Annotated in this window: 12 protein-coding genes; 7 read left to right on the top strand and 5 right to left on the bottom strand. The window is 64.4% G+C overall.

Features of this window, described 5'->3' with window-relative positions:
• The first annotated feature begins 39 nt into the window (after nt 1-39).
• Together ABIA90_RS07755 and ABIA90_RS07750 are read left to right on the top strand one after the other, a co-directional pair.
• The gene (locus ABIA90_RS07755; RefSeq protein ID WP_354118450.1) at nt 40-825 is read left to right on the top strand and encodes a glycosyltransferase family 32 protein; all 786 of its coding nucleotides are present in this window, start codon (nt 40-42) and stop codon (nt 823-825) included.
• A gap of 247 nt (nt 826-1,072) precedes the next feature.
• Nucleotides 1,073-1,492: a hypothetical protein gene (locus ABIA90_RS07750; RefSeq protein ID WP_354118449.1), complete on the top strand. Its 420-nt coding sequence runs from the start codon at nt 1,073-1,075 to the stop codon at nt 1,490-1,492.
• 52 nt (nt 1,493-1,544) lie between these two features.
• On the opposite strand, the gene ABIA90_RS07745 is transcribed toward ABIA90_RS07750, so the two are convergent.
• Entirely contained in the window at nt 1,545-3,215 is a 1,671-nt protein-coding gene (locus ABIA90_RS07745; protein ID WP_354122449.1) for a caspase family protein, read from the bottom strand.
• A 446-nt stretch (nt 3,216-3,661) separates the two neighbouring features.
• Here ABIA90_RS07745 and ABIA90_RS07740 point away from each other — a divergent pair, with 446 nt between their 5' ends.
• A complete protein-coding gene (locus ABIA90_RS07740) occupies nt 3,662-4,462 on the top strand; it encodes a Crp/Fnr family transcriptional regulator (protein WP_354118863.1) in 801 nt (266 codons plus the stop codon).
• A gap of 116 nt (nt 4,463-4,578) precedes the next feature.
• Here ABIA90_RS07740 and ABIA90_RS07735 read toward each other — a convergent pair whose 3' ends face one another.
• Entirely contained in the window at nt 4,579-5,460 is an 882-nt protein-coding gene (locus ABIA90_RS07735; protein ID WP_354118447.1) for an HpcH/HpaI aldolase/citrate lyase family protein, read from the bottom strand.
• Between the two features lie 169 nt (nt 5,461-5,629).
• Between ABIA90_RS07735 and ABIA90_RS07730 the strand changes: the two genes are divergently transcribed.
• Nucleotides 5,630-6,274, top strand: coding sequence for a carbonic anhydrase (locus ABIA90_RS07730; RefSeq protein ID WP_071908674.1), 645 nt, complete (start codon nt 5,630-5,632; stop codon nt 6,272-6,274).
• A gap of 104 nt (nt 6,275-6,378) precedes the next feature.
• Here the strand turns inward: ABIA90_RS07730 and ABIA90_RS07725 are convergent, their stop codons facing one another.
• A complete protein-coding gene (locus tag ABIA90_RS07725) occupies nt 6,379-7,413 on the bottom strand; it encodes an aspartate-semialdehyde dehydrogenase (RefSeq protein WP_063980378.1) in 1,035 nt (344 codons plus the stop codon).
• Nucleotides 7,414-7,529: 116 nt separating this feature from the next.
• Between ABIA90_RS07725 and ABIA90_RS07720 the strand changes: the two genes are divergently transcribed.
• Together ABIA90_RS07720 and ABIA90_RS07715 are read left to right on the top strand one after the other, a co-directional pair.
• Nucleotides 7,530-8,318 (top strand): hypothetical protein, encoded by a 789-nt coding sequence (locus ABIA90_RS07720; RefSeq protein WP_354118446.1) that lies wholly within the window; start codon nt 7,530-7,532, stop codon nt 8,316-8,318.
• A 157-nt stretch (nt 8,319-8,475) separates the two neighbouring features.
• A complete protein-coding gene (locus tag ABIA90_RS07715; RefSeq protein WP_028158592.1) occupies nt 8,476-8,862 on the top strand; it encodes a hypothetical protein in 387 nt (128 codons plus the stop codon).
• A 73-nt stretch (nt 8,863-8,935) separates the two neighbouring features.
• Here the strand turns inward: ABIA90_RS07715 and ABIA90_RS07710 are convergent, their stop codons facing one another.
• Together ABIA90_RS07710 and leuB are read right to left on the bottom strand one after the other, a co-directional pair.
• Nucleotides 8,936-9,574 (bottom strand): DapH/DapD/GlmU-related protein, encoded by a 639-nt coding sequence (locus ABIA90_RS07710; RefSeq protein ID WP_354118445.1) that lies wholly within the window; start codon nt 9,572-9,574, stop codon nt 8,936-8,938.
• Nucleotides 9,575-9,715: 141 nt separating this feature from the next.
• Nucleotides 9,716-10,828: a 3-isopropylmalate dehydrogenase gene (leuB, locus tag ABIA90_RS07705; protein ID WP_231143761.1), complete on the bottom strand. Its 1,113-nt coding sequence runs from the start codon at nt 10,826-10,828 to the stop codon at nt 9,716-9,718.
• Between the two features lie 131 nt (nt 10,829-10,959).
• On the opposite strand from leuB, the gene ABIA90_RS07700 reads away from it, so the two are divergent.
• A complete protein-coding gene (locus ABIA90_RS07700) occupies nt 10,960-12,180 on the top strand; it encodes a YbfB/YjiJ family MFS transporter (protein WP_354118444.1) in 1,221 nt (406 codons plus the stop codon).
• Nucleotides 12,181-12,251: the final 71 nt, after the last annotated feature.

Raw genomic sequence — 12,251 nt, 5'->3', positions numbered from 1 at the left:
GCTTTTTCTTTGCCCTGATTAACCCCTAGATTGACGCGCATGCTGCCCGACATCGTCACCTTCTGGCACGGCCCGATGGACGCACTGCGCCAGACCTGTCTGCGCTCGCAGCTCGCGGCCGGCCACAAGGTCACGGTCTACAGTTTCGACACCATTCCCGGCCTGCCCGTGGGCATCGAAAACGCGGACGCCGAGGCGATCCTGCCGCATGCGTTCTCCGAACGATTGCGACCGCCGCAGCCGGACGGAAGCTGGCGCGACTGGACCACGCTTCAGTTCAGCGACTTCTTCCGGATGAAGCTGATGGCGAAGAACCTCGGCCTCTGGCTCGATGCCGACGTGCTGCTGCTGAAACCCGTCGAGATCGATCCGGCAAAACCCTACTTCGCCTGGGAGCGGCCGCGCCAGCTCGGCAATTCCGTGATCTATCTGCCGGCGGAGCACGGCATCGTTGCCGCCTTCGAGGAGCTGATGGAGCAGGAGGAGCTGACGCCGAACTGGCTGTCGGTGCGCCATCGCATCACCTTCATGATGCGTCGCCTGCGCGGGGGCTCGAACCGTCTTTCGGACATTCGCGTCGCGATCTTCGGGCCGGCAGCGCTGACCGCGCTCGCGCGCCGCACCGGTGAACTACAGAACGCGCTGCCGAAGCAATCGTTCTACGCCGTGCATGCCGAGCCAAAACTGTTCTTCGATCCCTCGAGCTATCTCGGCCTTGTCACCAATCCCGAAATCATCGGCCTGCACATCTCGCCCAAGGGCCGCGGCGGCGAAAAGCCGATCCCGGGCAGCCTGTATGCGTGGGCGACGGAGCGGTTTAGCTGAGCTCTCTCCGCTGCGCGGCACGCTCGTGCCCCGGACGCAGCGCAGCACGTCAGTGATGCGCTGCTGAGCCGGGGCCCAGCATGTGGCAAGATGGGTCCCGGCTCTGCGGAGCGGCACTTCGCGCCGCACCGCGTCCGGGACACGCGACCTGCCTTCTCGACCCATTCTCAATTTGATCCAGCGCAACGCGCTCCTGCACCATTGTGCCTAGTCTGGCTCCAATTCCACGACCCGAACGGAGCCTCGCATGAGCACCGCAAGCAGGCCTTATCCCATCGTCCAGGATCTCATCGAATCCTTCGCGAACTGGCTGAAGCATCGCCGCGAGATGAACGAGATGCGGCAGCTCGATCGCGCCGATTTCGACCGGATCGCGCAAGATCTCAGGATCGCGCCTGACGATCTGGAGGAGCTGGTCCGTCACGGCAAGCATGCTGCCGACGAGCTGCCGAAAATGCTCGAGCAGCTCGGCATCAGCGCAGACAGGCTCGGTCGTGCGCAGCCGCTGCTGCTCCGCGACATGGAGCGCGTCTGCTCGCTCTGCAATCACAAGGGACAATGCGACCGCGATCTCGCCGAGGGCACCGCCGCGGAGAACTACCACGGCTATTGTGGCAATGCATCGACGCTGGAGTCGCTCGATCGGGCCGACGTCGCCCCGCGCTGACGCGTCGTCGGGATCGAAAAGATCAGATCGGCCGGCGGAATGTCATCCGGCCCTAGATCGTGCCGTTGCGCGCGCATGCGTCGCGCTGGGCAAATCCTTTCACGAGCTTTCTGCACGCTCGATAGCGCTCTTCCATACTCGCTCCGCCGGCATGACCCGGAGGGCCAGGTTCGGCCGCGCTCTCTTTCTTGACTGCATGAGCTCGCGACGTTTTATCGCGTTTGGTCGGAGGTTCGGCATCCTCGGGCACCGGCACAAGCTGCCAGACTGGACGAAGCTCGATATTCGCGGTCTCCGACGGATTCTCCTTGTTGATGGAAGTCAGAGCAAGGACGTTCTTGTCCAGCTTGGCCGTAACAGGCGTTCCATTGATGGAGAATTTATCGTTCGTAATGTACTCGACGAACGACTTGTATCCCGCCACATCCTTCACCCATGATTGTTTCGTGGGCGGCCCCCAGAGATAGTATCCCTTGGCCAAGCCCGTCGCGGAGACCTCCGTGACGATCAGCATGGCATAGCGTCCCTTGCCATTGGTCCACCCACGCTTGTTGGACCACACGCCGACAAACCTGGAATTGGCGTTGAGTGGATCGTTCCGATCGGACGAGATGGTGAAGCTCGGCAATTCGAGGTGCTGAGCTGCCGCGATGACAGAGATTTTTTTGTTGTCGTCGGGCGTAAATGGATTTCGTACGGCGCGCTTGGCATCAGCGTCCTGGCGTCCGCTCGCATCCGATTTCGGAGCAGCAGCCGAAGATGATAGCGCCGCAACCTCGTTGGCCTTGAGATCCTTGATTCGTTGGCGAGCTTCGACGGCGTGGTCGCTGCGGGGGTATCTGGCGAGAAATTCCTCAAAGAGAGCTGCCACCGTCGACGTCCGGACAGCCTGCCAGAATTTCTCGTCTTCCGCGGGAGCTGCGGGCGCCGGAGTTGATGCAGCTGGCGCCTGAGCGGCGACGGCAGGGGCCTTGAGGTAGATCTCCTCCTTCGACAAGGAGCCATAAACGAAAGGCTGCTGTTCGCGCCTGGTTGCCGCCATCACGTCGTCACGAACCCGACGAAACAGAAACGATATCTCCAGGCCGGGCGTTTCGATGTGGCGAAGCAGCGACGTCGTGAAGGGGCTATTCCGGCCTTCGCCGTCGCTTGCCGTGGTGCCGTCCCGGGCGGCATACGCAATCAGGACGTTGTCGGACGGCTCCGTCGGCGCGAGCCCGCGAGCCACGGCCCGGGTGCTCAACGAGCGCTTCATCTTCGCGGCAAAAGGGTTGTTGCGGCACGCGTCAAGTATCACGAGGCCCAACTTCCGTGCCTTCGAAACCTGAAGGCTCACCGAACGCAGGCTGATCGCCTCGCTTTCGGCGTCGGTATCGCTGCGCAGCTCTGCGCTGATCGGGATCAGCCAATTCTCGCCGCCGACTTCCATGCCGTGCCCGGCGTAGAACACGACGGCGATGTCGGACATTTCGGCGGATCGGCCGAAGTCAACGACGGCCTTCCTCATCTCTTGCGCGGTGGCGTTCCTGACTTGAGTGACCTTGAAATCCAGCCGCTCCAGCGCGCGGCCGATGTCGGCCGCATCGCGAGTCGGGTTCGGCAACTCGGGCACCTTCTCGTAGGCGCCATTGCCGATGACAAGCGCAACCCGCGCCTGCGCAAGGGCGGGCTGAGCGGACAAAAGCGACGTGACGAGAAAGACGGCTGCCCCAAAAAACCGCATCAATAGATTGCCCGGCCCCACCAATGGCTTCGAGGGTAGCACCCCTGTTCACTACCGCAACGGGAAAAGCCGAGATCGTGGACTTCGGCGAAGCGGCCCGCTGGCGGGATGAGCCGACGACGAGCGGCCGACGATGCCGGTGCAGCTCGGCATCGGCGCGGAAGGGCCCGGGCCAGGGCAAACTCACGCGCCGCCGCAACAATCACTGGTCGATCACCACGTGTGGCACCTCGCCCAGTAGCAAAGGGCGTCAATAGTATGATGTATGCAAGGCCCTGTTTGCGCGGCGAGGATGCCGGCAAGGTCTCCGCAATTGTCCGTGCTTGATCTCGACGAATGGCTCTGTTTGGATGGTTGCCCTTCGGCAATTCGAATTCCGGACAATCATGGCAAACGAAATAGATGGTTACCGTCGTTCGTTGGGTGCTCGTTCACCGGAAAGCGCCGTGACCGTCCACCGCACGGGCATCGGGAATCGACTATTGGCGGCGTTGCCGCCGGCGGATCTCGGTTTGCTCACGCCCTACTTCCAGAAGGTCTCGTTCGAACCCGATGCCATCCTGGTGCGGTCGGGCGATGAGCTCGACCCGGTTTATTTTCCCCATAGCGGCGCCATCGCCTTCATGATCGATATGCCGGACGGACAAACGGTCGCAACCACCTTGATGGGACGGGAAGGCGCTTTGGCCTCGTTCTCCGTGCTCGGCCCGTCGCTGTCATCCGTGACCGCGATTGCTCGGATCGCCGGCACAGCATCGCTGATTTCCGCCGCCAAGTTTCGCGCGGCCTTTGCGCAAAGCGCCGCCATCAGGAACGTCGTGCAAGTCCACGCCCGCGCGGTGTTGTTGCAGCTCCAGCACGTCGCCGCCTGCAACGCGCTGCACCGGGTCGATGGCCGCATGGCGCGGTGGCTCCTGCAGCTGCACGACCGCGTTCCCGATGACCGGCTTCCGGTGACGCACGAGGCGCTTGCGCAATTGCTTGGGGTGCGACGGACGACAGTGACCCTGACGATGAGCAAGCTACGCGATGCCGGCGCCGTCCCGTCCGACCGGCGCGGGTTTGTCGAGATCCATCGGGCGCGGCTCGAGAAGGTCGCATGCGATTGCTATGCGCTCATGCAGCGCAAGATCGATCAGATGTATTGCCAGGAATTGGCGGCGCCGCAGCCTGTCGATGCACCGTCCCGCGAAAGCGCCATCGCCGCGGGTGACGAATCCAGAGCCGCTTCGCGGGCGGGAAAATAGGCGATTGGGACTGACCGCCGCGATGACCGCATGGGTCACAAGCGGCAGTCCTCTTGACGTCGAGAAGATGTCCGCCTGGCGGGGAAAAGCGGATATCGCTTCTTCGAGTTGACGCCTCAGCCCTTGCTCATCGCTGCGATCGCGTCCGCGATCTCGATCGTGCGCCGCGCCATGTCGGCGTGCAGACGCTCCACCATTGCGCCATCGAGCCGGATCGCGCCGCGCGAAACGTTCTCCGGCAGCTCGAATGCCGCGATGATCTTTCGCGCGCGCGCGACTTCCTCTTCGGGCGGCGTGAAGATCGCGTTGCAGGCCTCGATCTGCGACGGATGGATCAGCGTCTTGCCGTCGAAGCCGAGGTCGCGGCCCTGTGCGCATTCGGTGGCAAAACCGTCTGAATTCGCGATGTCGCTGTAGGGGCCGTCAAGGATCTCGAGGCCATGGGCGCGCGTCGCCAGAATGCAATGGGTGATCATCGGGATCATCGCCGCGCGACCCGGCAACATCTTGATGCGCGTCTCGCGCGAGATGTCGTTCGGGCCGAACACGAAACCGGAGAGGCGCGTCTTGGGATCGCGGCCCGCGGCGGCCAGCTCCTCGGCGTGAAGCACGGCGCGCGCGGTCTCGATCATCGCCCAGACCTTCACCGCCGGCGCGGCGCCGAGCTCGGCAAGGCGAGCGCCGATCGCCTGGAGATCCTCGATGCTTGAAACTTTTGGAACCAGAATGCCATCGGGCGAGGCCTTGGCGGCCATCGCGACGTCATCGGCCCACCAGGGCGTGTCAAGGCCGTTGGTCCGGATCAAAATCTCGCGCTTGCCGAACCCCTTGTCCGCGATCGCAGCGGCGATGCCGTCACGCGCCACCCCTTTGAGGTCGGGGGCGACGGAATCTTCCAGATCGAGGATCAGGCCGTCGGCGGCGAGATTTCGCGCCTTTTCCAGCGCGCGAGGGTTGGAGCCGGGCATGAACAGATGGCTGCGGCGCGGGCGGGTCATGCGAGCATTCCTTCCAGTTTCCTCGGGTGCATTCTGGAGCATGATCCCGGAAAAATGTGCGGCGGTTTTCCGAAAGGATCATGCTCAAACAACAAGCCAAGCCGATAGCATCTGGCCTGCCTATTCGAAAGGCTTGTTCGCCCCTCTGGTCTATGGTTAGGCATAGGCCATGATCACATTCCCGAAGCATTTGCTGGAAGGCTACAAGGCCTTCGCCACCCAGCGGCTGCCGACCGAGCAGAGCCGCTATCGCGAGCTGTCGGTGAAGGGGCAGTTCCCGGAAGTGATGGTGATCGGCTGCTGCGACAGCCGCGTCTCGCCCGAGGTGATCTTCGACGTCGGCCCGGGTGAACTGTTCGTCGTCCGCAACATCGCCAATCTGGTGCCGGTGTATCAGCCCGACGGCAATGCGCACGGCGTCTCCGCAGCGCTGGAATATGCCGTGACGGTGCTGAAGGTGAAGCACATCGTCGTGCTCGGCCACGCGCAATGCGGCGGCATCCGCGCCTTCGTCGACAAGATCGAGCCGCTCACGCCGGGCGACTTCATCGGCAAATGGATGCAGATGTTCATCAAGCCGGGCGAAGTGGTCGAGCAGCGCGACCACGAGACCATGGCGCAGTTCGTCGAGCGCATCGAGAAGGCCGCGGTGTTCCGCAGCCTGGAAAACCTGATGACGTTTCCGTTCGTGCAGAAGGCGGTGGACTCAGGCCAGATGCAGACCCACGGCGCCTATTTCGGCGTGGCGGAGGGATCGCTGTTCGTGCTGGACAAGGTCGCGAAGGAATTCAGGAGCGTGCGCAACGCGGCTTGAATTCGTAGGGTGGGCAAAGGCGCAACGCGCCGTGCCCACCATCTTTCCCGATTGAGACCTTGGTGGGCACGCTTCGCTTTGCCCACCCTACGAGATCCCGCTCGTTACGCCGCCTTCTTCTTCGCGCTGATCAGCTTGCGGTTGATCAGGACTTCCGCGATCTGGATGGCGTTGAGCGCCGCGCCCTTGCGAAGATTGTCGGACACGCACCAAAGCACGAGGCCGTTCTCCACCGTCGCGTCCTCGCGGATGCGGCTGATATAGGTGGCGTCCTCGCCGGCGGCTTCATAGGGCGTGGCGTAGCCACCGGGCTCCTGCTTGTCGATGACGAGGCAGCCCGGCGCCTTGCGCAGGATGTCGCGCGCCTCGTCCGCCGTGATCGGATTCTCGAACTCGATGTTGACGGCCTCGGAGTGGCCGACGAACACCGGCACGCGCACGCAGGTCGCGGAGAGCTTGATCTTGGGATCAAGAATCTTCTTGGTCTCCGCCATCATCTTCCACTCTTCCTTGGTGTAGCCGTCCTCCATGAAGACGTCGATCTGGGGGATGACGTTGAAGGCGATGCGCTTGGGGAATTTCTTCGCGATCAGCTCGCTGTTGGTGTAGACGGCCTTGGTCTGCGAGAACAATTCGTCCATCGCATCCTTGCCGGCGCCCGAGACCGATTGATAGGTCGAGACCACGACGCGCTTGATCGTCGCCTTGTCGTGCAGCGGCTTCAGCGCGACCACGAGCTGCGCGGTCGAGCAGTTCGGGTTGGCGATGATGTTCTTCTTCTTGAAGCCGGCCGTCGCGTCCGCGTTCACTTCCGGCACGATCAGCGGCACGTCCGGATCCATGCGCCAGGCGGACGAGTTGTCGATCACGACCGTGCCGGCGGCGCCGATCTTCGGCGACCATTCCTTCGACACCGAGCCGCCCGCCGACATCAGGCAGATGTCGACATCGGAGAAGTCATAGTGCTCGAGCGCTTTGACCTTCAGGGTGCGGTCGCCATAGGAGACCTCGACGCCGACGCTGCGGCGTGACGCCAGGGCCACGACCTCGTCCGCGGGGAATTTGCGCTCATCGAGGATGTTGAGCATTTCCCGTCCGACATTGCCGGTCGCGCCGACGACTGCGACTTTGTAACCCATCGTTCACTCTCCGATGAAAAAGCCCGTTCCTGAAGCTGACGCTTAAACAGGAAGAGCAGCGCTTCTATGCGAGAACCGGCCCCAAGACAACGTTGGACCATGCCTGAAGGCCGTGGATGCAGTCGCCAGAGGCCAGCACGGCCGCAACCCCTACCCAGATCCATCTGGCGCTCGCAGCCCTCGCCGACGAAGTCGTCGGCACGCTGGCGCGCCTGTTCGCCTATGTGGGGGCGCTGGTTCTGTTTGCCATCCTCGCCCTCGCGGCGCTCGACCAGCTGCCCAGCCTGCGTGACGAAGAGCCCGCCGAGAAGCCGGGGTGGAGCGTGGCCGACCGCTCGCAACCGGCCTTCGCCCTCAGCCGGCTCGATTCATCAGAAAAAACAGCCTCTTACGTCATTCTCAGGCATCCCGAAGGCGGCCGCAGGGACGTGATGCGCTGGACCGGCGAGGCGGACAAGCCCGTGGCGGAGCTTGAGATCTACCGCGAAGGCGGCGAATTCGACGTGGCCCGCCCGGCGACAGCGGACCTGGCGGTCCACATGGGCCTGGGGGACGCAACTCCGCTCGAGCAGGCCGGCCTGATCGACACGAAATTCGGTCCCGTCGCCCTGTTCCGGCCCACCGGCACGGCGGAGGCTGCGCGGGCGTGCCTCGGCTACCTCAAGCGCAGCGAGGAGCCGGCACTCCAGATCTCCGGCTTCTCCTGCCAGGGCGACACCCTGCCCGCCCGGCGCGCGGCGATCGCCTGCACGCTGAACCGGCTGACGCTCCTGACCTCGGGCAACGAGCCGAAGCTGGCGGAATTGTTCGCCCATGCGGAGCTGAAGCGCCGCTCCTGCGCTCCCCAGGGTTCGTCGGACTGGCTGCTGGGCGCGGCGAACGCGCAATTGCGCGGGGCGCTCTAACCGGCATCAAGCTCAAGTGGCTGGTATTGATGCAACTTTTGCCAGCGCGCACGATTATTCCGAGCTGGTGTGACCCAATAGACCTAGTTGCGGCCACCGTTGCCGGGCTAGTATGGGGATGAAATCGATTGGCGGCTTGCCGCCTGAAGGGGACGTGATGAGCTCGAATTTCTCCGCCGCGAACAAACTGGCGATGTGGCTTGCGGCCGGCGCCGTGGTTGCCATGTCCTCAGCCCTCGCGACACCCGCCTCGGCAGACACCAAGAAGCAACGTTACGACAACAGCCGGCCCTATTACGGTCCGAGCGGCCCCAACGCGGTCTATCAGCAGGGCCGCACCCGCCTCTATGTGAGCAAGCGCTCCTGGCTCGACGGCGGCACCGAGGTCAATCCGGGCGACCGCAAGTTCTCCGACTACGCTTTCCCGCCGGCGATCGGCTATCCGACCTTCGCCCGCGAGAACAACAACCGCCCGATCGATCGCCAGCCGCTGAGCACGCCGGCCGACGTCGGCGGCTATCCACGGAATTTCCCGCTGTACTGAGCGGAATGATCGACCGAATCAAAATGGCCGGGCTCGCGCCCGGCCATTTTTGTTTGGGAGAGATACGTCCGCTTCAGGCGTTGGCTGCCGGGTCGTAGCGCCTGCAAAATTCTTCGATCGCCTCGGAGCGGAAATCGCCCAGGCGCTCGAAGATCAGTTCGTCCGGCCAATCCCACCAGGCAATGCGGCGCAGGCTTGCCGCGACCGAATCGTCAAAGCGCTTGCGGATGGCACGCGCGGGAACGCCACCGACGATCGTGTAGGGCTCGACATCGCGGCTAACGACCGCGCCCGCGGCAATCACCGCCCCGTCGCCGACCGTGACGCCCGGCAGCAGGATGGCGGCGTGCCCGATCCAGACATCATTGCCGACGATGACGCGGTCACTGCGGCGATCCGCGAAGAAGTCGCGGTCACGGCTCGCGGTCGCGTCGTAATATTCAGGGACATAGGTGAAGCGATGCTGCGACGGACGGCCCATCGGATGGTTCGGCGCGCCGATCCGCACCGAGTTGGCGATGGCGGTGAATTTTCCGATCACCGCGTCGGCGACCTCGCAGTTCTCGCCGAGATAGGAGTAGTCGCCGAGCGCGGCATATTCGATGCGGGTGTTGGCGAGGATTTCGCAGCGCCGCCCGATCTGGGCTTCGCGCTGGCGCACCGTTTCATGGATGATGGTTTCCGCGATCTTGGGGCGGGGCGAGGCATCCATGAGTTGGCTTCCCTGAGGTCGTCGGCAGAGCCGTAGGGTGGGCAAAGGCGCGAAGCGCCGTGCCCACCATCTCGCGGCAATCGCGATCGAAATGGTGGGCACGCGATCGCTTTGCCCACCCGACGATTGCGGTGTTTGTGGCTACGCGTGCAGCTTCTGCAATTCCTTCAAAATCGCTTCGCCCATCTGCGTGGTCGAGGCGGCCGTGGTGCCTTCCGACTTGATGTCGGCGGTGCGCAGGCCGCTCGCCAGCACGGCGGCGATCGCGGCATCGACCTTGTCGGCGAGATCGCCCATGTCGAAGGAATAGCGCAGCGCCATGCCGAAGGACGAGATCATCGCGATGGGATTGGCTAGGCCTTGGCCTGCGATGTCGGGCGCCGAGCCGTGCACGGGCTCGTACAGCGCCTTGCGCTTCTTGCTCTTCACATCGACTTCGCCGAGCGAGGCCGAGGGCAGCATGCCGAGCGAGCCGGTGAGCATTGCCGCGATATCGGAGAGCATGTCGCCGAACAGATTGTCGGTGACGATGACGTCGAACTGCTTCGGCGCCTTCACCAGCATCATGCCGCCGGAATCGGCGAGCTGATGCTCGAGCGTCACGTCAGGATATTCGCGCTTGTGGACCGCCGTCATGACCTCGTTCCAGAGCACGCCCGACTTCATGACGTTGCGCTTCTCCATCGACGTCACCTTGTTCTTGCGCTTCCTCGCAAGCTCGAAGGCGACGCGGCCGATGCGCTCGATCTCATAGGTGTCGTAGACCTGGGTATCGACGGCACGCTTCTGGCCGTTGCCGAGATCGGTGATGGTTTTGGGCTCGCCGAAATAGACGCCGCCGGTGAGCTCGCGCACGATGACGATGTCGAGACCCTCGACCGCCTCACGCTTCAGGCTGGAGGCATCGGCGAGCGCCGGATAACAGACGGCGGGACGGAGGTTGGCGAACAGGGCGAGATCCTTGCGCAGGCGGAGCAGGCCGGCTTCGGGGCGCACCTCGTAAGGAACGGCATCCCACTTCGGGCCGCCGACCGCGCCGAAGATGATGGCGTCGGCGGCCAGCGCCTTGGCCATGTCGCCCTCGGAGATCGACACCTTGTGGGCGTCGTAGGCGGAGCCGCCGACCAGGCCGGTATCGGTCTCGAATTTGGCGATCCCTGCCGAATTGAGCCAGTCGATCAGCCGCTTCACCTCGCCCATCACCTCGGGGCCGATACCGTCGCCGGGGAGCAGCAGCAATTTGTGGGTCGCCATGGTCGTTTCCTCTGAGATCGAATTCGGCCGGAGTGCTAGAGCGGCGTTGCGCGCTTGGCAAGACACCATTGCCGCCTCGCGGCTGTGCAAGGCCCGCAGGGCCTGCCACACTGGACGCGCCGGAGTATCCCTTGCGCGCCCAAGACTGCTTTGCTCAAGACCGTCGTCCCCCGCCCGACGCACACCCCGCGCGGCTGATCCTGACCCTGTCGCTGGCGGCGACGGTCGGGCTCGGCATCGGCCGCTTTGCCTATGCGCTGGTGCTGCCCGATATGCGGGAGGACCTCGGCTGGTCCTACTCGGCGGCGGGTTTCATGAACACCATCAATGCCGTCGGCTACCTCGTGGGCGCGCTTGTCGCGTCCCGGCTGATCCAGCGCGTCGGCTGGTCGGCGGCGATCCGCGGCGGAACCCTCGCCTGCGTCGCAGCGCTCGCCACCTGCGCGCTGACAGGCAATTTCGTTGCGCTGAGCCTCGCACGCCTCGTGCTGGGCTTAGGGGCGGCAGCCGGCTTCGTCGCCGGCGGCGCGCTGGCCGCGGCCATCGCGCAGTCGCGCCCGGAACGGGCCAATTTCCTGCTCAGCCTGTTCTATGCCGGGCCCGGCATCGGGATTCTCGCCTCGGGGCTGATCGCCCCGTTCACGCTGCAATATTTCGGGCCGGGCTCGTGGTGGCTGGTGTGGTGGGCGCTGACGCTGCTGTCCGTCGTGATGACCGTGCCGCTGTTCCTGATCCGCATCGAGAGCGGCGTGCGCTTCTCGGAAGGCAGCCACGCCGCCTTCGCGATTTTGCCCGTGCTGATCTATCTCGCCGGCTACTTCCTGTTTGGCGCCGGCTACATCGCCTACATGACCTTCATGATCGCCTATGTGCGCGATGGCGGCGGCGGCGCCGCGGCGCAGGCCGCGTTCTGGAGCCTGATCGGCCTCAGCGCCTTCGTCACGCCCTGGGTCTGGCGCGGCGTGCTGGCACTCGACCGCGGCGGGCTCGCCACCGCCATCATCCTCGGCACCAACGCGCTCGGCGCGGCCCTGCCGATGCTGGGGCATTCGCCGGCGTGGCTCGCGGTCTCGGCGGTGGTGTTCGGCGTCGCCTTCTTCGCCGTGGTCGGCTCGACCACGGCCTTCGTCCGCTTCAACTACCCGCCCGAGGCGTGGCCCACCGCGATCGCGGCGATGACGATCTCGTTCGGCGTCGGGCAGACGCTCGGCCCGATCGTGGTGGGCGCGATCACGGATGCGTTGGGGAGTCTGAGTTACGCATTGAATGTGTCGGCGGCGCTGCTGGCGTTGGGGGCGGTGGCCGCATTGTGCCAGCGCAAGGTGGGGCCGGCCAAAGAACCGGTGCCGTAGGGTGGGCAAAGGCGCAAAGCGCCGTGCCCACCATGACCGTTGTCGCGGATACAGCATCGGTGGGCACGCTT

This window comes from Bradyrhizobium sp. LA6.8, assembly GCF_040547935.1.
Classification (GTDB): domain Bacteria; phylum Pseudomonadota; class Alphaproteobacteria; order Rhizobiales; family Xanthobacteraceae; genus Bradyrhizobium; species Bradyrhizobium barranii.
Note: the sequence above shows the minus strand (reverse complement) of the source record. Positions and strands in the feature narration are given on the sequence as shown.